This window comes from Parasulfitobacter algicola, assembly GCF_013315265.1.
Classification (GTDB): domain Bacteria; phylum Pseudomonadota; class Alphaproteobacteria; order Rhodobacterales; family Rhodobacteraceae; genus Parasulfitobacter; species Parasulfitobacter algicola.
Window position 1 is genome coordinate 148,201 of record NZ_JABUFE010000008.1, and the last position, 22,826, is coordinate 171,026.

25 protein-coding genes and 1 tRNA gene are annotated in these 22,826 nt (G+C 55.3%); 17 read left to right on the forward strand and 9 right to left on the reverse strand.

What is annotated here, in order from left to right; genetic code table 11:
• Positions 1–86 precede the first annotated feature (86 nt).
• The 10 genes from HRQ87_RS13800 (at position 87) to HRQ87_RS13845 (ending at position 7,366) form a co-directional block, all read left to right on the forward strand.
• On the forward strand, positions 87–503 hold the full coding sequence (locus HRQ87_RS13800; protein ID WP_174139023.1) for an ASCH domain-containing protein: 417 nt from the start codon (positions 87–89) through the stop codon (positions 501–503).
• The gene (locus HRQ87_RS13805; RefSeq protein ID WP_174139024.1) at positions 496–948 is read left to right on the forward strand and encodes a hypothetical protein; all 453 of its coding nucleotides are present in this window, start codon (positions 496–498) and stop codon (positions 946–948) included. Before HRQ87_RS13800 ends, HRQ87_RS13805 begins: the two co-directional genes overlap by 8 nt.
• A complete protein-coding gene (locus HRQ87_RS13810) occupies positions 945–1,514 on the forward strand; it encodes a hypothetical protein (protein ID WP_174139025.1) in 570 nt (189 codons plus the stop codon). The genes HRQ87_RS13805 and HRQ87_RS13810 overlap by 4 nt, the downstream gene beginning before the upstream one ends.
• Positions 1,507–3,522: an acetyl/propionyl/methylcrotonyl-CoA carboxylase subunit alpha gene (locus tag HRQ87_RS13815; protein WP_174139026.1), complete on the forward strand. Its 2,016-nt coding sequence runs from the start codon at positions 1,507–1,509 to the stop codon at positions 3,520–3,522. Before HRQ87_RS13810 ends, HRQ87_RS13815 begins: the two co-directional genes overlap by 8 nt.
• Positions 3,519–4,199 (forward strand): glutathione S-transferase family protein, encoded by a 681-nt coding sequence (locus tag HRQ87_RS13820; protein ID WP_174139027.1) that lies wholly within the window; start codon positions 3,519–3,521, stop codon positions 4,197–4,199. The genes HRQ87_RS13815 and HRQ87_RS13820 overlap by 4 nt, the downstream gene beginning before the upstream one ends.
• Before the next feature lie 20 nt (positions 4,200–4,219).
• A complete protein-coding gene (locus HRQ87_RS13825; RefSeq protein ID WP_174139028.1) occupies positions 4,220–5,074 on the forward strand; it encodes a hydroxymethylglutaryl-CoA lyase in 855 nt (284 codons plus the stop codon).
• Position 5,075: 1 nt separating this feature from the next.
• On the forward strand, positions 5,076–5,585 hold the full coding sequence (locus tag HRQ87_RS13830; protein ID WP_343035282.1) for a DUF6653 family protein: 510 nt from the start codon (positions 5,076–5,078) through the stop codon (positions 5,583–5,585).
• Positions 5,582–6,352, forward strand: coding sequence for a crotonase/enoyl-CoA hydratase family protein (locus HRQ87_RS13835; RefSeq protein WP_174139029.1), 771 nt, complete (start codon positions 5,582–5,584; stop codon positions 6,350–6,352). Before HRQ87_RS13830 ends, HRQ87_RS13835 begins: the two co-directional genes overlap by 4 nt.
• 2 nt (positions 6,353–6,354) lie before the next feature.
• On the forward strand, positions 6,355–6,825 hold the full coding sequence (locus HRQ87_RS13840; protein ID WP_174139030.1) for a hypothetical protein: 471 nt from the start codon (positions 6,355–6,357) through the stop codon (positions 6,823–6,825).
• 127 nt (positions 6,826–6,952) lie between these two features.
• Positions 6,953–7,366, forward strand: a complete 414-nt coding sequence (locus HRQ87_RS13845) for a GFA family protein (protein ID WP_217430457.1) — start codon at positions 6,953–6,955, stop codon at positions 7,364–7,366.
• 205 nt (positions 7,367–7,571) lie between these two features.
• Here HRQ87_RS13845 and moaA read toward each other — a convergent pair whose 3' ends face one another.
• The gene (moaA, locus tag HRQ87_RS13850; protein ID WP_174139031.1) at positions 7,572–8,579 is read right to left on the reverse strand and encodes a GTP 3',8-cyclase MoaA; all 1,008 of its coding nucleotides are present in this window, start codon (positions 8,577–8,579) and stop codon (positions 7,572–7,574) included.
• Positions 8,580–8,722: 143 nt separating this feature from the next.
• On the opposite strand from moaA, the gene HRQ87_RS13855 reads away from it, so the two are divergent.
• A complete protein-coding gene (locus tag HRQ87_RS13855) occupies positions 8,723–9,208 on the forward strand; it encodes a hypothetical protein (RefSeq protein WP_343035284.1) in 486 nt (161 codons plus the stop codon).
• Between the two features lie 44 nt (positions 9,209–9,252).
• Here HRQ87_RS13855 and HRQ87_RS13860 read toward each other — a convergent pair whose 3' ends face one another.
• Positions 9,253–10,425 carry a cytochrome P450 gene (locus tag HRQ87_RS13860; RefSeq protein ID WP_174139032.1) on the reverse strand — a complete coding sequence of 391 codons (1,173 nt, stop codon included), beginning with the start codon at positions 10,423–10,425 and terminating at the stop codon, positions 9,253–9,255.
• Between the two features lie 167 nt (positions 10,426–10,592).
• Here HRQ87_RS13860 and HRQ87_RS13865 point away from each other — a divergent pair, with 167 nt between their 5' ends.
• The 4 genes from HRQ87_RS13865 to HRQ87_RS13880 all read left to right on the forward strand — a co-directional run bounded on the left by HRQ87_RS13865 (position 10,593) and on the right by HRQ87_RS13880 (position 12,282).
• Positions 10,593–10,895 (forward strand): HU family DNA-binding protein, encoded by a 303-nt coding sequence (locus HRQ87_RS13865; RefSeq protein WP_174139033.1) that lies wholly within the window; start codon positions 10,593–10,595, stop codon positions 10,893–10,895.
• Positions 10,896–10,899: 4 nt separating this feature from the next.
• The gene (locus tag HRQ87_RS13870) at positions 10,900–11,469 is read left to right on the forward strand and encodes a histidine phosphatase family protein (protein ID WP_174139034.1); all 570 of its coding nucleotides are present in this window, start codon (positions 10,900–10,902) and stop codon (positions 11,467–11,469) included.
• 43 nt (positions 11,470–11,512) lie between these two features.
• Positions 11,513–11,588: transfer RNA gene (locus HRQ87_RS13875), tRNA-Val, on the forward strand.
• A gap of 151 nt (positions 11,589–11,739) precedes the next feature.
• Positions 11,740–12,282, forward strand: coding sequence for a hypothetical protein (locus HRQ87_RS13880; protein ID WP_174139035.1), 543 nt, complete (start codon positions 11,740–11,742; stop codon positions 12,280–12,282).
• Positions 12,283–12,391: 109 nt separating this feature from the next.
• Here the strand turns inward: HRQ87_RS13880 and HRQ87_RS13885 are convergent, their stop codons facing one another.
• The 5 genes from HRQ87_RS13885 to HRQ87_RS13905 form a co-directional block, all read right to left on the reverse strand.
• Positions 12,392–14,170, reverse strand: a complete 1,779-nt coding sequence (locus HRQ87_RS13885; RefSeq protein ID WP_174139036.1) for an acyl-CoA dehydrogenase C-terminal domain-containing protein — start codon at positions 14,168–14,170, stop codon at positions 12,392–12,394.
• A gap of 25 nt (positions 14,171–14,195) precedes the next feature.
• The gene (locus tag HRQ87_RS13890; protein WP_174139037.1) at positions 14,196–14,591 is read right to left on the reverse strand and encodes a MerR family transcriptional regulator; all 396 of its coding nucleotides are present in this window, start codon (positions 14,589–14,591) and stop codon (positions 14,196–14,198) included.
• 302 nt (positions 14,592–14,893) lie between these two features.
• On the reverse strand, positions 14,894–15,703 hold the full coding sequence (panB, locus tag HRQ87_RS13895; RefSeq protein ID WP_174139038.1) for a 3-methyl-2-oxobutanoate hydroxymethyltransferase: 810 nt from the start codon (positions 15,701–15,703) through the stop codon (positions 14,894–14,896).
• Complete coding sequence (gene panC, locus HRQ87_RS13900; RefSeq protein WP_174139039.1) at positions 15,700–16,533, reverse strand: pantoate--beta-alanine ligase; 834 nt, start codon at positions 16,531–16,533, stop codon at positions 15,700–15,702. Before panC ends, panB begins: the two co-directional genes overlap by 4 nt.
• 81 nt (positions 16,534–16,614) lie before the next feature.
• The gene (locus HRQ87_RS13905; RefSeq protein ID WP_174139040.1) at positions 16,615–17,340 is read right to left on the reverse strand and encodes a carbonic anhydrase; all 726 of its coding nucleotides are present in this window, start codon (positions 17,338–17,340) and stop codon (positions 16,615–16,617) included.
• Positions 17,341–17,549: 209 nt separating this feature from the next.
• On the opposite strand from HRQ87_RS13905, the gene HRQ87_RS13910 reads away from it, so the two are divergent.
• The gene (locus tag HRQ87_RS13910) at positions 17,550–20,039 is read left to right on the forward strand and encodes a GcvT family protein (protein WP_174139041.1); all 2,490 of its coding nucleotides are present in this window, start codon (positions 17,550–17,552) and stop codon (positions 20,037–20,039) included.
• A 100-nt stretch (positions 20,040–20,139) separates the two neighbouring features.
• The gene (locus tag HRQ87_RS13915) at positions 20,140–20,769 is read left to right on the forward strand and encodes a Hint domain-containing protein (RefSeq protein ID WP_174139042.1); all 630 of its coding nucleotides are present in this window, start codon (positions 20,140–20,142) and stop codon (positions 20,767–20,769) included.
• On the opposite strand, the gene HRQ87_RS13920 is transcribed toward HRQ87_RS13915, so the two are convergent.
• Positions 20,748–21,974 (reverse strand): MFS transporter, encoded by a 1,227-nt coding sequence (locus tag HRQ87_RS13920; protein ID WP_174139043.1) that lies wholly within the window; start codon positions 21,972–21,974, stop codon positions 20,748–20,750. The two genes, HRQ87_RS13915 and HRQ87_RS13920, sit on opposite strands and share 22 nt — an antisense overlap.
• Positions 21,925–22,716 (reverse strand): DUF6065 family protein, encoded by a 792-nt coding sequence (locus HRQ87_RS13925; RefSeq protein WP_174139044.1) that lies wholly within the window; start codon positions 22,714–22,716, stop codon positions 21,925–21,927. The genes HRQ87_RS13920 and HRQ87_RS13925 overlap by 50 nt, the downstream gene beginning before the upstream one ends.
• Between the last annotated feature and the right edge of the window lie 110 nt (positions 22,717–22,826).

Genomic DNA, 22,826 nt, shown 5'->3' on the forward strand with positions numbered 1-22,826 from the left:
AGCGCCCGACCCGCCCCCCAGGGCGGGCGCTTCTCGCCCACCCTCGGGCCGGTCGCTGCCCTCACCGCTGTAGTGCAGAATAACCAATGACCCTTGACGACTGCCTTTCTCAATACCCCGGCGCCGAAAGCTTCACCTTCGGTGATAGAAAAGCGCTTTGTGATGACCTGCTGGCGCTGGTCCGTGCCGGTCAGAAAACCGCCACCTGCGGCGCGTTGCGGGATTTTGGGCCAGGGGGTGACGCGATGCCCGTAGTCGGTCGGCAGGACATCGCGCTGGAATGGGATGGCGCACCGGCCCTGGTCATCGAAACCGTCGACGTCACAATCACCCGCTTTTGCGACGTTACTGCAGACTTTGCACTGGCAGAGGGCGAAAATGACAGCCTTGACGGCTGGCGGCGCGATCATCAGACCTATTTTGAACGGAACGGAGGTTTTGCACCAGATATGGAGCTGGTCTGCGAACGGTTCAAACTGATCGAGGATTTGAAAAATGGATGACGACGACCTGCCAGAGGGCGCAGAGCGTGGACAGTACGACAAGGAAACCGGTGCGCAATGGGTCAACGTAACGCCCGAGATGGCGCGCGCACATCCTTTGGGTAAACCGGGGCTGTTGATCTATCTGATTGCCGCGTGGTTTGCGCTTGGCGCGATGGGGCAGTTGGGTTTTCTGTTTACGCTTGGCTTTTCATTTCTTTTTCTGGCACTGTTTTTTCTTTATCTTTTGACGGCTGTGGCGCTTGTTTTGCGCGCCCCTGTCAGCGTTTGGCTGGTTACAGTTTCCGGGGGTCTTCAGATTTTGTTACTAATGATGAGTGCTGATATTGTGACTGTTTTTCTGGCCGCCATTCATATTCTAATCATCTTCTACATCCTCGACGGCGACCGTCCCAACCTGATCTACCGCCACCGCTATCGCAGTTTCAAAAAGGGTGATGAATGACAAATTTCAGATATCTTATATTTTTTGTGGCTTCGATTTTTGCGATGTTGCCCTTTGTCGCGATTCATGCGGACATCATCTTTCCGCAAGATCGGGATCGTATGATCATAACGCAATGCGACCCAGTGCTGGAAGATTGTTCTGCGACAGTTGGTGTATCATCGCATCGTTTGCGCCCCGATTTCCCCGGGGGACGTGGCGGCACGCCATTACGAACGGATATCGAAGATTTTGAACAACCTTACATATTAGCAGATTGCGATTCCGCTTCTGTCGTTTTGGTGCAGACTGGGTTTCGAAACTGGCCTACTGGTACAAATTGCCAAGGCGCGGGGCAGGCAGATTTCAAGGTCTATAATAATGGTAAATTGACGGTTCAGTTTTCCAGCCTTTGCCATGGGTTCAATATACAGAAAACGCATAATCGACTTCAAATCATAATGTCTGGGTATGGATTTGATTATCTGCATTTAACGGATGAACAGATTAAGGTGCGGGACTTTGCGCCGTTTACCTATGATCCGGACAACGGTTGGGTTCAGGGCGCAAGGGGCGAAAATGTTTGACAAAATCCTGATTGCGAACCGCGGGGAAATTGCGGTGCGGGTGGCGCGGACGGCGGCGGACATGGGTGTGCGCACGGTGGCGATTTATTCCGATGCCGATGCCGACGCCTTGCATGTGCAGGTGGCTGATCAGGCCGTGCATATTGGCGGTGCGGCCCCGGCCGACAGTTATCTGCGCGGTGATCGGATCATTCAGGCAGCACTCGACACCGGTGCGCAGGCGATCCATCCGGGCTATGGGTTTCTGTCGGAAAACCCCGATTTCGTGCAGGCGGTACAGGACGCAGGCCTGGTCTTTATCGGGCCATCCGCCGATGCGATCCGCGCGATGGGTCTGAAAGATGCTGCCAAAGCGCTGATGGAGCAGGCGGGCGTGCCCGTCGTGCCGGGTTATCACGGTGACAATCAGGATCCTGAACATCTGTCCGGCGCGGCTGACACGATTGGCTATCCGGTGCTGATCAAGGCCGTCGCGGGCGGTGGTGGCAAGGGGATGCGCAAAGTGGACCGCCCGGCCGATTTTCAGGCCGCCCTTGCCAGCGCACGGGCCGAGGCCAAGGGTGCTTTCGGCAATGACGCCGTTCTGATCGAAAAATTCGTCAGCCAGCCCCGGCATATCGAGGTTCAGGTCTTTGGTGATGGCACCCGTGCGGTGCATCTGTTCGAACGCGACTGTTCGCTGCAACGCCGCCATCAGAAGGTGATCGAGGAAGCGCCGGCACCCGGCATGACCGACGACATGCGCGCGGCCATGGGTCAGGCCGCCGTCCGCGCCGCCGAGGCGATTGGCTATTCCGGTGCAGGCACGGTTGAGTTCATCGTCGATGGCAGCCAGGGTCTGCGCCCCGACCGGTTTTACTTTATGGAGATGAACACGCGATTGCAGGTCGAACACCCCGTGACAGAATATGTCACGGGCATCGATCTGGTGGCCTGGCAATTGCGCGTGGCGGCGGGGGAGCCGCTGCCGGTCGCTCAGGACGATCTGACGTTGACCGGTCATGCGTTTGAGGCCCGCCTTTATGCCGAGGACGTGCCCAAGGGTTTTCTGCCCGCCACGGGTACGCTGGAACATCTGCAGTTTCCGTCGGGCACGCGCGCCGATACCGGGGTGCGGGCGGGCGATGTGATCTCGCCCTATTACGACCCGATGATCGCCAAGCTGATCGTCTGGGGTGACACGCGCGACGTGGCACTGGCAAAGCTGGACCGCGCGTTGTCGCAGACGCAGGTAGGCGGCACGGTGACCAATCTGGCCTTCTTGCGTGCGCTGACGCGGCATCAGGGTTTCAAGGCGGGGGATGTCGACACGGGGCTGATTGATCGTGATCTTGAGGCGCTGTCGGTGCAGCCCGAACCCTGCAGCCGCGCGCAGTCGCTGGCCGCTTTGGGTGCGATGGGGTTGCATCAGGGCGTGCCTGAGTTTGCAGGCTTTTCGCTGTGGGGACCGGTGGCGCAGACGGTGGAGTTTGGCCATCAGGACAGGCAAATAGTTGCTATAATAAAGACAAAGGGCAGCGCCCGGCCCGAGGGTGGGCGAGAAGCGCCCGCCTTGGGGGGCGGGTCGGGCGCTGTCCGGTGTTTCACACCGGGCGGGGTATTTGATGTCACTATCGGTGAGATAACCCACCATATTGAGCAGACCGCCGAAGGCTGGCGCATTGACGGTCAGTCGGTTCGCGCCGACGTCATAACCCACGACAGTCACGTCAGTGTCTTCTGGGGTAACGGCTATACCTTCGACCTGATCGACCCCTTGGCCCGCGACACGGCGGCTGGGGCAGGCGGTAACGTGATCGAAGCCCCCATGCCGGGCCTCGTGAAAATGGTCGGCGTCACCGTAGGGGCCGACGTGTCTGAGGGCGACCGACTGGCCATTCTGGAGGCGATGAAAATGGAACACAGCATGACCGCCCCAAGGTCAGGTAAAGTGGCCGAGGTTCTAGTGACCGAGGGCACCCAGGTCGAGGCCGGGCAGGCGCTGATCCGGCTAGAGGAAGACGCATGATCCGCTTGCATCACTGTCACCAGACCCGGTCCATGCGCACGCTCTGGCTGCTGAATGAGCTGGAAATCGAATTCGAACTGGCCGTCTATCCCTTTGACAAGACGCTGCGCAGCGACGCCTATCTGACGCTGAACCCCGCCGGCCGCGTGCCCGCGCTGGAAATCGATGGCGAGGTCATGTTCGAAACCGGTGCGATCACCGAATACCTGTGTGAACGCTTCCCCGAACGCGGTTTGGGCCGGATGCCGGGCGACATGGACCGCATGGACTGGCTGGTCTGGGTCCATTTTGCCGAAACCATCAGCCAGCACTCTGCCGCGCTGACGCAGCAACATGTCGCGCTTTATGCGGACCACATGCGCAGCCCCATTGTCATGAAGCTGGAAGCGAAGCGGCTTGAAAAATGCTATGCGGCGTTAGAGGCCCGTCTTAGCCCGCCTGTTGAGGCGCGCGATTACATCCTGACCAGCGGGTTTTCGGCGGCTGACATCAGTGTGGGGCAGGCCATCTATATGGCGCGGCATTTTGCGCAGATTGAGCCGTTTGAGCAGGTCAGCGCGTGGTATCAGCGCATCACGGAACGCCTTGCTTTCAAAGCGTCCTTGCCACCTGAGGATGCGGTGGGACTTTACGAGAAGCCGTTTTATCCCGCCTGGGATCAGCCAGCGGGATCGTGAGTATTTAGGGAACAATAAAGATGGGCGAGCGGGTCAGAATATTCGAGGTCGGACCAAGGGATGGGCTTCAGAATGAGGCGCGGATCATTCCGGCGGCCGAGAAGATTGCCTTGGTCGATTGTCTCAGTCAGGCGGGCTTTGACCGGATTGAGGTGGCCAGTTTTGTCAGCCCCAAGTGGGTGCCCCAGATGGCCGACGGGGCCCAGGTTTTGGCCGGGATCACCCGCGCACCCGGTGTGCGCTATGCCGCGCTTGTACCGAATATGCGTGGGTTTGAAGGCGCTGTAGCGGCGGAGGCTGATGAGATTGCGGTTTTTGCCAGCGCGTCAGAAGTGTTTTCACAGGCCAATATCAACTGTTCGGTCGCCGAAAGTCTGGACCGTTTCGGCCCCGTGATGAACGCCGCGCGCGCGGTGGACTTGCCCGTACGCGGCTATGTGTCTTGTGTGGTCGAATGCCCCTATGACGGCGCGGTCGCGCCCGGTGATGTGGCGCGGGTGGTGAAGGCCTTGTTCGATATGGGATGTTATGAGGTATCGTTGGGCGACACGATTGGTCGCGCCACGCCCGACGGGATCAAGGCCATGTTGAAGGCCGTGCTGGACGTGGCGGTGCCGGATCGATTGGCGGGGCATTATCACGACACAGGCGGGCGTGCCTTGGAAAATATCGAGGTGTCGCTGGATCACGGTCTGCGGGTCTTTGATGCGGCTGTGGGTGGCCTGGGCGGTTGCCCCTATGCGCCCGGTGCCGCGGGCAATGTCGCGACCGAGGCGGTGCATGCGCGGCTGGTCCAACTGGGTTATGATACTGGTCTGGATGCAAGTGTATTGGCCCACGCCGCGCAAATGGCGCTTGCGATGCGGGGGGACTAGGGTGGATATCTTCAAAGGCGCCGAGCGGCTGTTGGCCATGGACGACTGTACCTGGCGACGTCACGCCAACCCGTGGTCGGGGATCACGCGATTTGGCACGGTTCTGCCGCTGTTGGTTCTGGCGATCTGGAGCCGTGTGTGGCTGGGCTGGTGGGCGCTGATCCCCATCGGCCTGGCGGCGATCTGGATCTGGCTGAACCCGCGCCTGTTTCCCGAACCCGAGCGCCTTGACCATTGGATGAGCCGCGCGGTCCTGGGCGAGCGTATCTTTCTGGAACACCGCGCCGATATTGCCGCGCACCATGTCACCGCCGGAAAACTGCTCAGTCTGCTCAGCATCCCCGGCGCGATCCTGATGATCTGGGGCCTGGTGGTTTTATGGTGGGAGGCCGCGCTGTTCGGCACGGCTCTGGCGATCCTGCCCAAGGCGTGGTTTTGTGATCGAATGGTGTGGCTCCATGACGGCTGGGTGCGGCAGGGCCAACCGATTCCGGGGATAGGGACGACATGAGTTTTCAGACGATCAAGGTACAGACCGATGCGAGGGGTGTCGCGACACTGACGCTGGCGCGCCCCGACAAGCACAACGCGATGTCGGCGCAGATGATTGCGGACCTGACGCAGGCGGCGGGGGATCTGGGCGCTGATCCGGCGGTGCGCGTGGTGGTGCTGACGGGGCAGGGCAAAAGCTTTTGTGCGGGCGGTGATCTGGCCTGGATGCAGGCGCAGATGGCCGCGGATGCCGACACGCGGTTTACCGAGGCGCGCAAACTGGCGCTGATGTTGAAAGCGCTGAACGACATGCCGAAACCGCTGATCGGGCGGCTGCAGGGCAATGCCTTTGGGGGCGGGGTCGGGCTGGCCGCGGTTTGCGATATCGCGATTGGGGTGTCGGGGCTGAAGATGGGCCTGACCGAGGTGCGTCTGGGTCTGATCCCTGCCACCATCGGACCCTATGTCGTGGCACGCATGGGGGCCGCGCACGCCCGGCGCGTCATGCTGTCAGGGCGGCTTTTTGAGGCGGATGAGGCCGTCGCAATGGGCCTGCTGGCCCGCGTGTCAGATGATCTGGATGCAGCGGTCGAGGCCGAGGTCGTGGCGCATCTGCACGCTCTGCCGGGCGCCGTGGCCGACACCAAAGCACTGATCGCGCGATTGGGGCCGGTGGTGGATTACGGGGTGATTGATGATACGATCCGGGCGCTGGTGCAGCGGTGGGATAGTGATGAAGCCAAAACGGAAGTGTCGGCCTTTTTATCCAAACGACACGCGAAATAGCTATGAAATCTGTAAACGCTCTGGTTTCAAATGTTTTACTGGCGGTGTCTACGGTTTTATTCGTAATGATCCTGCCAGTCGTCTTTGGATTTAGGCCGCTTGAATGGGACGATACCTGCCGTGAAATCAGCCGTTTGGGGTTTGGCACACAGCATAGAAGCTGGGCTGAACTGGAAGATTGGGCCGTCACACTTGTCGGAAGTTTTGTCGTCATCTGGATATTGTTGCGTGACCAGTCCAAACTTCTGCGTCGTGTCATTTGGGGGCTGTTTGGTCTGTGGAAAAGCCTTAGCTTAATCAGCGTCTTTCTCGGCTCAGAAATCTGCCCCGGTTTATTGGGAGATTTCGCGTCACAGGTGCCATTTGATGGCTTTGTGACAAACTCAGGATGGATATTTGTGCTGCCCTGGCTGTTTCTGTCTATTCTTGTTCTGGTGCTTTTAATGCATACCCTTGCAACACCATCAGATTGAAGAGCACTATGTTGCAATGGTTTTGTGTGTGCCTCGCTGGACGTATTGTTTATAGGTAGAATATTCGCTGTCCGCATAATCAGGCGCGGCAAGATGTTTCAGATTTCTTGTCAAAGAGGAACAGATGATGACAGATGCCCTGGTTTTTGAAGGTGGATGCTATTGCGGGGCGCTCAGGTATAAGGCTGCCGGGAAACCCCGGGTCAAAGGGCAGTGTCACTGTCGCGAATGCCAGTATACCTCGGGTGGTGCGCCCAATCTATTCATGTTGATGCCTGCGGATGGATTTCACTATACGGTCGGCCAGCCGGCGTTCTTTCAACGGGATGATCTGGAAAACGCGGTCGTTCGCGAGTTCTGCAAAACCTGCGGCACGCATATTCTGACACGCCGCTCTGATATGACGGATGTCGTTCTGAAAATCGGGACTTTGGATGATCCCGCGCGCTTTCGCGGCCCCAAAATCGCGATCTTTACAATAGACCGCCAGCCCTATCATCATATCGATGAGGGCATACCAAGCTTTGAGCGTATGCCGTAAAGCCAGGCGACGTCATAATAATCTGTAACACTGCATCCATCTATACCGCCCGGTGGGCACCACCGGGCAGCGCCCGACCCGCCCCCGTCACGCCAAAGGCGTGCTTACAGCACGACGGCGGCGCGTTTGCGCCACCCTCGGGTCGGCGCTGCCCTTAGCACTCATGAATATACTGCAGAGTTTTTAGGACATTACCCTAAATAACTCACCCACCCGTATGGCTCATATGGCGGGACATCTGGCCGCCCAACTCCTGACGCGAATAATCGAAATCGTGGCCCTTGGGTTTCAGGGCAATCGCGGCGCGGATGGCGTCTTCCAGCGGGGCATCGTCATCGGTATGGGCACGCAGGGGGGCGCGCAGGTCGGATTTGCCCTCTTGCCCCAGACAGGTATAGATTTCACCGGTGCAGGTGATCCGCACCCGGTTGCAGCTTTCGCAGAAATTATGGGTCAGCGGCGTGATAAACCCGATCTTCTGCCCGGTTTCTTCCAGCCGCACATAGCGCGCGGGGCCGCCGGTGCGCTCGGCCAGATCGGTGACGGTGTATTCCTCGGCCAACCGCGTGCGCAAGTCTTTCAGTGACCAGTATTGCCCCAGACGGTTTTCGTTGCCGATATCGCCCATCGGCATGACCTCGATAAACGTCAGGTCCATGCCGCGGTCGGCGCAGAATTGGGTCAGGGTGAACAGCTCATCCTCGTTGAAATCCTTCAGCGCGACGGTGTTGATCTTGACCCGCAGTCCGGCGTTTTGTGCCGCATCCAGACCGCGCAGGACCTGAGGCAACCGCCCCCAGCGGGTGATTTCGGCGAATTTACCTTCATCCAGCGTATCGATTGAAATATTGATCCGCCGCACGCCCGCCGCGTAAAGATCGCCCGCGTATTTTTCCAGCTGGCTGCCGTTGGTTGTCAGCGTCAGCTCCTTTAGATCGCCGCTGTCCAGATGGCGCGTCATGGCGTTAAAGAACGTCATGATCCCGCGTCGCACCAGGGGTTCACCCCCCGTGATCCGCAGCTTTTCCACCCCAAGGCGGATAAAATTCGTACAAAGCCGGTCCAGTTCTTCCAGCGTCAGCAGCTCTTTCTTGGGCAGAAAGGTCATGTTTTCAGACATGCAATAGACACAGCGGAAATCGCAGCGGTCTGTGACAGACACACGCAGATAGCTGATGGCGCGTTGGAACGGATCAATCAGGGGCGTTTTCATAATTAGGAAGGTAAGTGTTTGTGCAGCGCGCAGCAAGTCGTGAATTGCTGGTGTGCTGAAATACAGCACCGGTGTCTAACGCATTGCATCGCTTGCTTAGTAAGCCATATGTTGAATAGTGATTGCAAGAAGGGAAAACCGGCGTGATCAAAGCTGTTACAGTCTGCATTTTGTTTCTAAGCCTGTCAGCCTGTGCTGATATATTTCCCGGCGCAATGAAGCAGGGTTCTGAAAAGCGGCCGCAAACCCGCCCTGTTGATTTGAATGTACCCGCAGCACCTGTACCGTCATCCAATGCACGCACGGTGGATCAGTTTGATACCACAACAGCCCAAGACCGGGCCAAGGTTGTGGCTGCCGCAAATCAGCAGACAGCAGAACAAAGCCTGGGTGTCACCATTGCATCTCTTGGCGATCCATCTGATCCGGGCTTCTGGCTTGAAACGCCTTTGGTGGATAAAGCGCGTGCGGGTCGCGTGTTATATGATGTGACTGGCAAATCCGCTGTTGTTGAACTGCGTCCCATGGATGGACCCAAAACGGCTGGCAGTCTGTTGTCGTTAGCCGCGATGCGTGTGCTGGAAGCGCCTTTGGGTGGATTACCGCAGATCGAGGTTTTCGGTAGATAACCGCGAGGCCTTTGGCGAGAGTGTTTTCGAGAATAATGAATATGTCAGCGCGTGAGCCAAAGGTTTTTCAGTCCGTGAAAATGGTAAATATTCGCATATTCAGGCTGTTTTTCAAACTGCAGATTTGGAAAGCGATCAAACAGAATGGGCAGGGCGGTCTGAAGTTCCAACCGGGCGAGCGGTGCGCCAAGGCAGAAATGCAGCCCGGCGCCAAAGCTGGTATTGACAGCCTGAGGTCGATCGGGATCGAACCTGTCAGACGCATCCCACCGGTCAGGGTCACGGTTGGCGGCGCCCAAAAGCAGACCAACTTTGGTGCCTTTGGCAATCGTATGACGGCCTAATTCAACGTTTTCGTATGCCCAACGGGTAAACATATGCAAAGGCGGATCATACCGCAGGATTTCTTCGACGGTGGCTTGAGTGTTGTCAGGGATGATCTGAAGGTTATGATCCAGCAGTGCCTTTACCCCGTTGCCAGTGGTATGAACGGTGGCTTCGTGCCCGGCGTTCAAAAGCAGGATGCAGGTTGATGTGATCTCGGCCAAGGTTAGCTGGTCATCTTGATCCTGGGCATTGATCAGATGTGTTATCAAATCATCCCCGGGGTGTTTCTGGCGGTACTTGATATGCTGCTGCAGATAATCGCTGAACGCCTGTGCCGCTTGGGCGGCTGTGACCTCGGTCTTGTGGGTACGGTTGGCCTGATACATACCGACCATCGCGTTGGACCATCCTAAAAGCTGATCGGCGTCTTCATCCGGCAGCCCCAGAAGGCGGGCAATGATAATGACGGGCAGGGGTTGTGCAAACGCGTGGATAAGATCAAAGGTGCTGGTTTCAATCCGATCAATCAGGTTGTTGGCCAGGGCTTCAATATCAGGACGCAAGGCGGTGACGCGGCGGCTTGTAAAAGCGCGCAGAACTAATGTGCGCAACCGCGTATGCCGGGGTGGTTCAAGTTCCAGCATGGAATGATCCTCGACCGCCCAAAATGCCGCCTGATGACCGGGGTGTCGCACACGTTTATCATCAGGGGTTTCGCGGCCAAAGCGTTTGTCGCGCAGGACGGCAGACACCATTGCATAGGATAAAATGCAAGGTATATCATACTCTTGCCAGAAAAAGATCGGCCCCGTCTGACGGGCACGATTATAGAAATCGTAAGGATTTTGAACGAAGTCAGGATCGGATGGCGATTGGCTAAGGCTTTGCATGCCTGTCAGATTGCCTGAATGAATGCCGGGGGCAAGGGCTTATGGTGCTGGTCAGTCATACCATTCACGATTAGAATGCCAGCAACTTGACAAAAGGTAAGGTAACAATGGCCAAAAATACAACCACCCCCCCGAAAAAGACCACAGCAAAGCCTAAAGTGGTTTCGATGAAAAAGACTGCTACCCCTGAAGAAAAAGAGATCAGCACCCCCGAAAAAATTGCGACAGTACTGCGTAAACGCGATTTTCTGAATGAAGTTGTCGAACAATCAGGCATTAAAAAGAAAGATGCCAAGCCTGTCGTTGAAACGATGTTGGCCTTGCTGGGTGATGCGATTGCCCGCGGGGATGAATTGAACCTTCCGCCCTTTGGCAAGCTGAAAATCAACCGCGAAAAACACCTTGATAACGCTGATATCTATATTTGTAAGCTACGCCGGCGCCGTGTGATCGACGGTTCAGCGTCCTAGGGGCGTGTATCCACCCCTTTACATTTTGCGTCATGGTCAGACTGAATGGAATGCAGCTGATCGGATGCAGGGCCGTTTGAATTCGCCCTTGACCGCAGTGGGCAAAGCCCAAGCCATCGCGCAAGGCATGATTTTGCAAAGACAGGATTTGAATGGATTTAACGCGATCGCAAGTCCGCAAGTGCGTGCGCTTCATACCGCCGCACTCGCGCTTGAGGCGCTTTTTCAAACCATAGAGACCGACGCGCGGCTTTGCGAAATTGATGTGGGGAACTTCAACGGGGAACTGCGTGACAAAATAAAGATTTCACACCCTGATCTGTTTGACGACACCCGACCCTTTGATTGGTATGACAAAGCCCCCGGTGGGGAAGGCTTCGCCGGACTTGAGGCGCGATGCAGATCGTTTCTGGATGCGTTGGAAACACCCGCCGTTCTTGTCACCCACGGCATCACGTCACGCTTTTTGCGGTGCATTGCAATGGGGCGCGATGTTCAGGATATGGCCGATTTGCCAGGTGGGCAGGGGATCGTTTACCACGTCCAAAACGGACATCACGATATCTTGGATTAGCTCTTGCATCTTCCCACTGATTTCTATTAGAAGCACGCCAGTCGGGTGATTAGCTCAGTTGGTAGAGCGCTTCGTTTACACCGAAGATGTCGGGAGTTCGAGTCTCTCATCACCCACCACTCAAAATCATTGATCTGAGAATAATGATATCAGGCGTGCTGTTAGATTCGAGGCACATGATAAAAATGTATCGTTTCGGCAGCCAGTGTTTATAAAGCATGTTGCAGAACCTGCAGGTGTATTCAGAAGAAACGTGAGGAGTGCAAGCAAATGAATAGTGGTCTTAGTGCATTTTTGGCACTTACAGCTTTATTTTGCGTAGCTAACCAGTCGATGGCTAAAGCAATCCCGTCACCTTATCCGCAACTTGAAGGTCGTGTGATGTATGTCACTGCCGATGGCACCATGTTGATCCGGCCAGAAGGCACCCCTGAAAGATTACCAAATGAAGATCCTGAAAAAGGGTTGGTTCGAGCAAGGATAGCAGGCCTTGACGTGCCTCCAGCAACTCTCGCATTTCTCACCGTAAACCGGGATGTACGCTGTAGCATCTATTATGAAACAGAGAATTTCATGGGGGTGAGTTGTGTTATCACTTTCCGTCACTCTCACGAATTTGCACCGGATGATGATGTGGGTCGGCGTTTTGCCGGAAACACGTTCTATGGCGTAAGTAGCACTAGGTTGAATGGGCATTTATCTGGTTTTGATCCAGCAGAATACAAATGCTCTGATGCAGATCGGAAGTCTCTCAAGGCCGAGTCACCTGATTGGCTGGTCAATCTTTACAATAAATCGAAATCAGAAGAATAAGGTGCATTATGTGGTCTTATGATCAATAATCGTCATAAACGCGCACTTAAAACCATATAAAAAGGCGCCCGGTTTTGCGGGCGCCTGAAACTCAATTAAACCATACTGATTAAAAGTTCGCGGCATCCAGTTGCATCACCGGATCACCGCCGCTTTCGATGCGGCTTAAGTGCAGGGCCGTCGCGGGCAGTTGGCGAGCCATATAGTATTTCCCCGTCGCGATCTTCGTCTCATAAAACTCTTTGTCCGACGCTCCTGCGTCCAGTGCTTCATAAGATGCCTTGGCCATACGTGCCCAGATATAGCCCATGCAGGTCTGACCAAACAGATGCATAAAATCATAGCTGCCAGACAGCGCGTTATTGGGGTTCGCCATACCGTTTTGCATGAAATACATGCCAGCTGCCTGCAGATCTTTCGATGCTTTTTTCAGCGGCTCAAGGAAATCAGCTTTCAGTGTGTCGTTCCCTTCGCTTTCCTTGATGAACGTCTTGATCATCTCAAAAAAGCCCATGAAGGTCTGGCCGCCATTCATCGCCAGTTTGCGACCCACAAGGTCAAGCGATTGAATGCCGTTTGTCCCTTCGTAGATCATGGTGATCCGGCTGTCGCGCACAAACTGTTCCAGGCCCCATTCCTGGGTAAAGCCACTGCCGCCCAGAGTTTGTTGGGCCAGCACGGTGGTTTCAAAACCCTTGTCGGTCAGGAAACCTTTTACAATCGGTGTCAACAAAGACACCAAATCATCGGATGCTTTGTCTTCATCGCGTCGGGCTTTGTCAATTAGATTGGCCGACCAGAATGCAAAAGCGCGTGCCCCTTCGATAAAGGATTTTTGATCCATCAGATTGCGGCGTACATCGGGGTGCACGATGATCGGATCGGCGGGTTTGTCTTCGGCAACAGTGCCCGTGACAGCACGCCCTTGCAGGCGGTCTTGCGCAAATGCAAGCGCGTTTTGATAGGCGACGACACCCTGAGAATACCCCTGAATACCAACACCGATACGGGCTTCGTTCATCATTGTGAACATCGCACGCATGCCTTTGTGCATTTCACCGATCAAAAAGCCGGTCGCGCCGTCATAGTTCATCACGCAAGTGGCGTTGCCGTGGATGCCCATTTTCTTCTCAAGGCCACCGCAAGACAATGCATTGCGATCCCCCAGACTGCCGTCCTCGTTCACCATGAATTTTGGCACGATAAACAGCGATATACCTTTGACACCATCAGGGCCGCCCGGAATTTTTGCCAGAACCAGGTGGATAATGTTGTCAGACATGTCATGTTCGCCCGCCGATATCCAGATCTTTTGACCTGAAATCTTATAGGTGCCATCATCCTGTGGTTCCGCCTTGGTGCGGATCAAACCCAGATCAGTGCCGCAGTGCGGTTCGGTCAGGTTCATCGTACCGGTCCATGATCCTTCGATCATATTGGGCAGATACATTGCTTTTTGGTCCTCTGACCCATGTTCATGGATCGCGGAGTAGGCACCATGGGTTAGGCCGGGGTACATGTTAAAGGCCATATTAGCGGCCGAAAACATTTCACTTACGGCCGATCCCATCACGAACGGCATCCCCTGACCACCGTATTCGGGATCGGCGTCCAGTCCCATCCAGCCACCTTCGCGCATCTGGTCATAGGCGGCTTTGAACCCTTTGGGCGTACGCACAACGCCATTTTCCAGATGACAGCCTTCTTCATCGCCCACGGGATTGAGCGGTGCCAGTACCTCGACCGAGACCTTGCCAGCTTCTTCGAGGATCGCGTTTGTAAAGTCGCGGTCCAACTCATCATAGCCGGGGGTTTTCTGTTCAGACACTTTCAGTACATCATGAAGTACGAACTGCATGTCTTTGGTCGGGGCAGTGTAATGGGGCATTTCTCTCTCCCTAAAGTATTGTCACCTAAGCTGCCGAAGGTTTTTGCAGGGAATCAACCATCTGATCAACCCAAACAAGTTGTTCCCTTAGGTCACAAATCGCCAGCTCTAACTCGCTTTTCTGACGTTCCATGTCCACAAGATGCTTCTGAGCGATCTCTTGGGTCTTGGTCAGTTGGGTCTGCTGCTGGTCGTCTATATCATACAGATCCAACAGTTGACGGATTTCTTCCAGGCTAAATCCAAAGCGCTTGCCGCGCAGGATCAATTTCAGACGGGCGCGATCACGACGTGTGAACAGACGCTTCTGGCCTTCACGGATCGGGAACAGCAATTCTTTGGCTTCATAGAAGCGCAGGGTACGAGGTGTCACTTGAAACGCATCACACATTTCGCGAATATTCATGGTTGCTTCGGTCATAACATTCACTCTTCACATTGTTTCGGTAATGATCGTGAAATGCGGATCACGACCCATTCTGGCAACCTTTGTTGACGTCTAGGTAAAGGTTACGCCGCGTCAAACATACTGTCACGAAACTTTAATAATTCGTTAATGCAGCTCCACGCAACATTATTAAATTCAAAGCGCTTTGAGGTCCGTGTAAATAGTATGGAATGCCTTACCTATCCTGTCACGTGATTACGTGACGAGTCGCAAACCACCTGTATTTCAAGGAGGTTTGCGTATGGTTTAACTGCAGTCTTAGTGTTGATAACAGATCAGCGATAGACCTGATCTTCGCCGGGGAAGCTGCGCGATTTGACCTCATCGGCGTAGTCGCTGACGGCTTTTTCGATCATCGGGCCCAGGGTGCCGTAGACCTTGACGAACTTCGGGGTCCAGGGGTTCATGCCCAGCATATCCTCCAGCACCAGGATCTGGCCGTCGCAGTCGGCACTGGCGCCGATGCCGATGGTGGGGATATCGATCTGTTTGGTGATTTTCGCGGCCAGGGGTTCAACCATACCTTCCAGCACAACGGCAAAGGCACCCGCTTCGGCCACGGCTTTGGCGTCGGCTTCATGGGCGGGCCAGGTGTCTTCCTGACGACCTTGGGTCTTGAAGCCGCCCATCACGTGACTGGATTGCGGCGTCAGGCCGGTGTGCGCCATCACCGGAATGCCGCGTTCGGTCAGGAAGTGGATCGTTTCAGCCATCCGTTCGCCGCCTTCCAGCTTGACCGCACCGCAGCCGGTTTCCTTCATGATGCGGGCCGCGTTGCGGAAGGCGATGTTCGGGCTTTCCTCATAGGTGCCAAAGGGCATGTCCACGACGATCAGCGCTTTCTGCGTGCCGCGCACCACGGCCTTGCCATGCATGATCATCAGATCAAGCGGCACGCCCACGGTGGTTTCCATCCCGTGCATCACCATACCCAGACTGTCACCCACAAGGATGAAATCGGCATATTTATCGACAATTGCCGCGGTGTGGGCGTGATAGGACGTGAGCGAGACAATTGGATCACCCCCCTTGCGCGCGGCAATCTGGGGAACGGTGTTGCGGCGGATTTTGTTCTGGACGCTCATGGTGTGATGACCCTTTGATCGATTAACAGAATGCCGCCGAATTCGGCCGACAGCATGATGGCGGTGGGATGTGACAGCGGACCTGACAGAGGGGCCAGCGTTTCGGCGTGGACGATATCAAGACCTTTGAGTGTGGCGCGTGGTTCAGCGGAGATGGTGTCGCGGATCGTTTTTTCGGCTGCTTCTATAGTATCGGTGTTTTCGGCCGCATCCAAAGCGCACGACAAGACGGTCGCCGCAGCGCGGTCCGGGTCTGACAGGCGCACGTTGCGCGATGACATCGCCAAGCCACCCGCTTCGCGCATCGTTGGCACGCCGATGATCCGGATCGGAAAATGCAGGTCGCGGACCATTCGTTTGATGATCTGCAGTTGCTGATAGTCCTTTTCGCCGAACACAGCGATATCGGGCTGCACCATGTTAAACAGCCGCGCGACAACGGTTGTCACCCCGCGAAAATGGCCGGGGCGGACCTGCCCGTGCAGCATATTGGCCATGCGGGTGGTTTCGACAATTGTTTCATCGCCCTCGGGGTAGACATCGGCGACCTCGGGGATCAGCACCGCATCCACACCGGCCGCGCGCAGCATATCCAGGTCGCGTGCTTCATCGCGGGGATAAGCATCCAGATCGGCGGCTTGACCAAATTGGGTGGGGTTCACAAAGATAGTTACAATGACGCGGTCTGCGTTTTGCGTGGCCCGGTTCACAAGCGACATGTGACCTGCGTGCAAAAATCCCATAGTGGGGACCAGCCCAACGCTTTCGCCATTTGTACGGAAATCCGTGATAGCTTGACGGATATCTGAAATCGTTCGGCAGATCTGCATCTGCTGTCCTTGTCTTATTCTGTGCCGCCATGGTTTAGCGGGCATTCCGGCGGGCGGCAAGCAACCCGCCGGGTGCAGACATCATTGCGTCAGGATGAACCTACGATTGTGATCCTGCAAAGGGCGTGCTGTTTCCGGGAAACGATCCTGATATGCCGCAAGTGCCGCATCCGAGACGGCGACTGGCTTTTCCATAACAGACCACAGAACGATTTCTGAACAGGGTGGCGTCGTCAGCGACCCTTGATAACGCCAGTGGGATGTATCGGCCGGCAACAGGCTGGATGCATCTGTTGCGTCCATTTGAATCGGGCTGTCTTTTTCAAGCGACCGCTGCAAGATTGTGTCGAACACCCCAGCTTCGCCACCACCTGTCATCATCACACCGATCACAGCCAAGTTTCCGTTTTCAGCCTGATGGACAAAATGCACCTCCATCGGGAAACGTTCCCCTTCGATGGCGTGTTCGGATGGCGTATGGAAATGAAATTGTACCAGACTATAGTCTACGCCTGCGATTTGAATGCCGCCTGCGTTGTCCGTTTCAAGCTGTAGAGTATAGCCCTTGTCCTTAACGATCCAATCAGCGGGCGTCCAGTTCAGCGTGATCTCACCCAGATCGGTCGATACGGCGCTGTGCAGATCAATAGGCGACTGTTGCCGACCGTCTGCACAAACGTTGAAATCCTCATGAATATGTCCCCATTTGTCCGGGCCAGTGTCGCCTTCATAGCTCCAAGATGTGGCAATGGCGGGAACAGTGGAAACAAACAATCCGAACACAAGGAAATGAAGCGATATTTTCATCAATAGTCCTTTCCAGTTAAGAGGGGCGAAATACCCGATTATGATCTATGGTTTGTGAGGTCGAATATCAGTATGGTTCATGGGTTCTTCATTGATTTTTCATTTTTGTTCGATGGCCTGGTCGGTTTCATATCGTTTTATGTCGGATAGACTGGTCTTACCCTCTGGAATTGCGCCAAACTGTGAAAAACATAAAGCGGAGTCGTCCCATGAAAACACATGTCAAAGCCCTGGTTGTCGGTGGGGGCGCTGTGGGGACCTCGATTGCCTATCATCTGGCCCGCGCAGGTTGGGACACGATGCTGCTGGAACGGGATGAGCTGACCAGCGGGTCGACCTGGCATGCGGCGGGGCTTTTGCCGTATTTCAATATGTCTTATGCGACGACCCACATCCACGATTATTCGATCAAGTTTTATAAAGGGCTTGAGTCTGAGACCGGTCTGAACGCCGGTTTCTATGTCGTGGGCAACCTGCGGATGGCCCAAACCGACGCGCGGATGGATGAATATATGCTTTATGCGTCCACGGCTGAAACATGCGGTGTGCCATATGAATGGCTGTCACCTGCGCAGATCAAGGATCGCTATCCGCTGGTCCGGACCGAGGACTTGAAAGGCGCGATCTATCATCCGACCGACGGCTATATCAATCCCGCCGATGTGACCATGGCCATGGCCAAGGGCGTGCGGCAGCACGGCGCGGTGATTGAACGCAAATGGCAGGTGGATGGCTATGACTGGACCGGGTCTGAGTGGCGGGTGACGGTCACGAAGATGGTGGAAAAGGGCGGCAACCTTGTGCCCTCGGACGAGCAGACGGTTATCACCGCCGAACATGTGGTCACGGCCACGGGTAACCATGCGCAGCGGACGGCGCAGCTTTTGGGTTTGAAAATCCCGGCCATTCCGGTTGAGCATCAATATATCGTCACCGAACCCGATCCGGCGCTGGTTGAGTGGCGCAAATCCAACCCTGAACACCCTGTGCTGCGGGACGCCGACGCCAAGTGGTACGTACGTGAAGAACGCGGCGGCTGGATCCTGGGCCCTTATGAACGCAATGCCCCTGCGCGGTTTGAATATGCTGTGCCCGATAGCTTCCGCGCCGATCTGTTCCCGCTGGACCTTGAGCGGATCGAGGAAGAATACCTAAGCATGATCCACCGTATTCCATCCTCGGAAACCGTGGGGCTGAAGGACGACTATAACGGTCCGATCTGCTATACGCCCGACGGCAATCCCTTGCTGGGGCCTGCGCCGGGGCTGCAGAACATGTGGCTGGCCGAGGGGTTCAGTTTTGGCATCACTGCCGCGGGTGGGGCAGGGCATTACCTTGCGCAACTGATGGTCGAGGGCGAGGCCGAGATTGACATGGCCAGCCTTGATCCCAAACGCTATGGGCCCTGGATGACCACCGAATACGCCGCCCGCAAGAATGAAGAGGCGTATGAGCACGTCTATATCCTGCACCATCCGGACGAAGAACGCCCGGCCTGTCGCCCCCTGCGCACCAGCCCGGCCTATGACCGGCAAAAAGCGGCGGGGGCTCAGTTCGGGCAGGTCAACGGATGGGAACGGCCGAATTATTATGCACCTGACGGGTTCAATGACCACGACAGCCGCAGCTTCCGCCGCGGCGGGTGGTGGCAATATGCTGTGGACGAGGCGAAAGCGATCCGCAGCGGTGTTGGTCTGATCGATGCCACGGCCTTTGCCAAACATCGCATCAGCGGCCCGGGCGCGACGGCGTTTCTGGATTGGTTCACCTGCAACCGTCTGCCCAAGGTCGGGCGGATCAACCTGACCTATGCGCTGACCAGTCATGGCACGACCCGCACTGAATATACCATCGTGCGGGTTGCGGAGGATGATTATTACCTGATTTCCGCAGGCGCATGGCATGCCTATGATCAGGATTATCTCTATAACGCGATCATGGATAAGGAACCCGAGTTCGGCCGCATCAACGAAGAGGACGTGACGACCCAATGGGGCGTCTTCGCAATTGCAGGGCCAAAGTCGCGGGATGTGCTGCAAAGCCTGGTCAGGGATGCTGACCCCGAAACTGTGTTAAGCAACAAGCGCTTCCCATGGCTGTCTATGCGCAACATCGAACTGGGTATGTGCCCGGTGCGTGCGGTTCGTGTGGCCTATACGGGCGAGTTGGGGTGGGAACTGCATCACCCGATCGAGATGCAGAACTATCTTTGGGATCAGCTGATGGCCGCAGGCGAACCCCATGGGCTGAAGCTGGTGGGCGCGCGGGCGCAAAACTGGTTGCGGCAGGAAAAAAGCTATCGCGCTTTTGGTACAGAACTGGGCCGCGACGCGACGCCGCTTGAGGCTGGCTTGGACCGCTTTGTGGATCTGGACAAGGACTACCACGGCAAGCAGGCGATGCTGGACATCGGGGTACGGTTCAAATGCGCGACGTTCCTGATTGATGGCCGATCGGATGCGGACCCCTGGGGGCGTGAGGCGCTTTATCATGGCGACACGCGCGTCGGGCGCCTGACCTCGGGAGGGTATTCGGTGCATTTCGGTAAATCCATCGGGATGGGCTATGTCACACCGGATCTGGCCGTACCTGGCACCAGGATGAAGGTTAAGATGTTTGACCAGCTTTGGGACGCAGAAGTGGCAGAAGACAGCCCATATGACCCCAAAAACGCAACAATTCGTGTCGATATCGGATGATCGGATCAAAATAAGTAAGCAATTGCCAAGCCTTCTCCCTGATTTTGCCTTAATCTATGGTAACGTTGATTCCACTGGGGATAAGTGGGGGCATGACATAATGCATATGTCTAAAATTGAGTTGACATCAAACAGACTACTTCCGGGGCTGTCATCGGATGCACAGGTGCGGACACCTTGTGGTCCACGCCGGATCGAATTCATACGGCCGGGCGATTTGATCATCACCCGTGATCGTGGATTGCAACCTGTTCGAATGGTCTGGAGCTATTGTCTGGAAGATGTCCAGCATCCAACTGAAAAACCACGTGTGCCGGTTTGCCTGAACACCCGTGCCATTGGTCCTATGATGCCATCTCGTAGTCTTGTGTTGGCGCCGGATCACAAGGTTTTGGTACCATCTTATCTGGTGGCCAGTTCTGTAACCGATCAGGGATCTTTGCTTGCGGCAAGCGGTCTGGCAGGATGCAGCAAGGACGCGTTTTACGACAATAGCAAAACAAAGATTGAGTTCTATAATCTGGTGTTTGATTGTCACGAGATCATTTTTGCCAACGGCCTGCCGGTGGAAACGTTCCATCCAACAGTCGAAGCTCTATCGCACGTCGATGAAGACGCACGACGAGAAATCCAAGCGCGCTTTCCAATCCTGAAAAAGAAGAAAGATCCGTTCCCCGCAGCAGATTATCAAACGATTGCTGCGTCGGATTATCTGCCCGCGTACGCCTGATCTGTCTGCAGTGTTACTATGGATGATTTCTTGCGAGGCCTAACGCAGTAGGCTGTCAATAAAAGTGACAGCACTGTTGCGACAATTGCCGCGTAAAATCCGGTTAGTCCGGACGCTGGAATAACAAGAATAAACAAGGCACCGCCAAGACGGGCTGCAATAATGTCCATGCTTGCGATGCGACCGTGCTGGGCCTTGTGGCTTAGACGAAATGCAAAGTCTGTTGTGGGTGCATTGTTCAATGCCATGCCCGCACCGATGAAAATCGCAGCCAATGCGTCGGTCATGACAGATGCATCAAATCCGCAAAAGATAACAATGCCGATCAGATTGGAAATCACGCCAATATTCAGAAACGCCGCGATATTCGTGCGACGCCCGATACGTGAGATGATATAATTTCCAAAGCTAAAGACAGCCCACAAAAGAAACAGGATGAATCCAAGCGTGGTGAAACTGCCGCTTTCGCCATCAAACGTTAAAGACAGCGCCACGATAAACCACGTTGTCATTCCGTAATTCAAAAAGACATAAACCATAATGGCCCATACCTTTGGGCCCATCTTACGCGGCTTTTCTTTTGTCTCGGCCACAGTGTCTTTGACCAAACTATAATCTGTCACATCGCGTGGTGATGGCAGCCCAAACAAGGCCAATGCAGCCGCAGCCGGAACCATCATCCAGCCAACGTGCCAGCTGAACTCTTCCGTTAAAAGCGACGCGATAAAGGGATAGCAGGCTGCTGCCGCACCCGTTAGCATGCCCCAAAACCCTAAGGCGGCAATTGGATCATTCGGCTTTCGTGCGGCCAAAAGGGCAGGCACCATAGGTGAAAACAGTCCTGCACCCACGCCTTGCATGATCCTGAATATCAATGCCTGGTCCATTGTCTGGGCAAACAGCACGGCAATTGCAGAACCGCAAAACAATGACGTCCCGATCGCAAAGACAACTTCGCGTGACAGTTTATCGCCAAGCCATCCGCCGATGACAACAGATATGACAAGGGCAACACTGTAAACGCTGACCAACCAAGGCGCTGTATTTTCATCAACACCAATGGACGCGGCCATACCATTCAAAATCATCGGAAAGGTGGTGATTTCGATCACATAGGCAATGCTGGCCAGCATGATGCCGTAAGCTGGAATACCATTAAGGCGCACTTGGATCGCTCTTTCGTCTTTTGCGCGCGGTCTTGGCATAATCACCCGGCACGCGTTTATCACCCACGCGCTCAACTATGGTCGCGCGATAATCATTCCAGTCTTCCTCTGAAAGTTCACTCATTGCGCCAACCTTATTCACGCTTTGGTTGATTTTCGGATTAAGATGGCTGCGATGCAAGGGTTGAATCGTAAAAAGTGGGTGATCGCGCTTAAAGTCAACGCGGGTATCGGTTTTTGTCAGCCGTATGTTTGTGAAAAGAGGGCCAAACCAGCGATCTGTCTCAACCACGCCTTCGAATCCCTGGAAGTGCTGATTCTTTGGAAGGTTGGCAGGTTCGCGGATCAAAAGGCACCAATCTGGTGCTGTACGCGCGATCAGACCGGACCAAATCTGCAATACCCCCGGTTGTAGAACGGATGCCAGAAAGGGTGGGGAATACCCGCGAATATCTTCGGGACAATTGGCGTCAAACTCGGCCGCAAACTTTGGGAACTGAGCAGCATCCAAGGGCATCCAGTCTGATGCGCCATCATAGGTCCAGAAAATTTGTGTTCCGTCCCAGGTCAGGGAAAAATCAATAGGTGGAAAAACATACCATCCCAAACCAGACGCAACCCGGATCGGTTCGCAGTAACGATAGGCACGCAGTGGCAACGTGCCACCGGCCGCCTGATCGGCTGGTACAGGCTGGCTGGCGCTTGGCACCATCCTGTAAAACGTCGCCAGCGCGCTGTCAGGCAGCACGCTGGTGTCAGTGGTCTTTTGACCGTCATGCATTGCGGTAATTACGCAGCAATGTCGAACGCAGGCGATTTATTGGCGATGTGAACGCGACCCGCATCTTCACAATCTGTGCTGAACGCAGGTGATTTGTTCGCGATATGCAC

Excerpts from the sequence above, each read along its gene's own strand:
- HRQ87_RS13910 (WP_174139041.1), top strand. The coding sequence starts at position 17,550 with ATGAAAACACATGTCAAAGCCCTGGTTGTCGGTGGGGGCGCTGTGGGG.
- HRQ87_RS13915 (WP_174139042.1), top strand. The coding sequence starts at position 20,140 with ATGCATATGTCTAAAATTGAGTTGACATCAAACAGACTACTTCCGGGG.
- HRQ87_RS13825 (WP_174139028.1), top strand. The coding sequence starts at position 4,220 with ATGGGCGAGCGGGTCAGAATATTCGAGGTCGGACCAAGGGATGGGCTT.
- HRQ87_RS13885 (WP_174139036.1), bottom strand. The coding sequence starts at position 14,170 with ATGCCCCATTACACTGCCCCGACCAAAGACATGCAGTTCGTACTTCAT.
- HRQ87_RS13890 (WP_174139037.1), bottom strand. The coding sequence starts at position 14,591 with ATGACCGAAGCAACCATGAATATTCGCGAAATGTGTGATGCGTTTCAA.
- HRQ87_RS13805 (WP_174139024.1), top strand. The coding sequence starts at position 496 with ATGGATGACGACGACCTGCCAGAGGGCGCAGAGCGTGGACAGTACGAC.
- HRQ87_RS13820 (WP_174139027.1), top strand. The coding sequence starts at position 3,519 with ATGATCCGCTTGCATCACTGTCACCAGACCCGGTCCATGCGCACGCTC.
- HRQ87_RS13860 (WP_174139032.1), bottom strand. The coding sequence starts at position 10,425 with ATGCAAAGCCTTAGCCAATCGCCATCCGATCCTGACTTCGTTCAAAAT.
- HRQ87_RS13905 (WP_174139040.1), bottom strand. The coding sequence starts at position 17,340 with ATGAAAATATCGCTTCATTTCCTTGTGTTCGGATTGTTTGTTTCCACT.
- HRQ87_RS13835 (WP_174139029.1), top strand. The coding sequence starts at position 5,582 with ATGAGTTTTCAGACGATCAAGGTACAGACCGATGCGAGGGGTGTCGCG.
- HRQ87_RS13810 (WP_174139025.1), top strand. The coding sequence starts at position 945 with ATGACAAATTTCAGATATCTTATATTTTTTGTGGCTTCGATTTTTGCG.
- HRQ87_RS13920 (WP_174139043.1), bottom strand. The coding sequence starts at position 21,974 with ATGCCAAGACCGCGCGCAAAAGACGAAAGAGCGATCCAAGTGCGCCTT.
- HRQ87_RS13800 (WP_174139023.1), top strand. The coding sequence starts at position 87 with ATGACCCTTGACGACTGCCTTTCTCAATACCCCGGCGCCGAAAGCTTC.
- HRQ87_RS13815 (WP_174139026.1), top strand. The coding sequence starts at position 1,507 with ATGTTTGACAAAATCCTGATTGCGAACCGCGGGGAAATTGCGGTGCGG.
- panC (WP_174139039.1), bottom strand. The coding sequence starts at position 16,533 with ATGCAGATCTGCCGAACGATTTCAGATATCCGTCAAGCTATCACGGAT.
- panB (WP_174139038.1), bottom strand. The coding sequence starts at position 15,703 with ATGAGCGTCCAGAACAAAATCCGCCGCAACACCGTTCCCCAGATTGCC.
- HRQ87_RS13880 (WP_174139035.1), top strand. The coding sequence starts at position 11,740 with ATGAATAGTGGTCTTAGTGCATTTTTGGCACTTACAGCTTTATTTTGC.
- HRQ87_RS13845 (WP_217430457.1), top strand. The coding sequence starts at position 6,953 with ATGACAGATGCCCTGGTTTTTGAAGGTGGATGCTATTGCGGGGCGCTC.
- HRQ87_RS13925 (WP_174139044.1), bottom strand. The coding sequence starts at position 22,716 with ATGCATGACGGTCAAAAGACCACTGACACCAGCGTGCTGCCTGACAGC.
- HRQ87_RS13865 (WP_174139033.1), top strand. The coding sequence starts at position 10,593 with ATGAAAAAGACTGCTACCCCTGAAGAAAAAGAGATCAGCACCCCCGAA.
- moaA (WP_174139031.1), bottom strand. The coding sequence starts at position 8,579 with ATGAAAACGCCCCTGATTGATCCGTTCCAACGCGCCATCAGCTATCTG.
- HRQ87_RS13840 (WP_174139030.1), top strand. The coding sequence starts at position 6,355 with ATGAAATCTGTAAACGCTCTGGTTTCAAATGTTTTACTGGCGGTGTCT.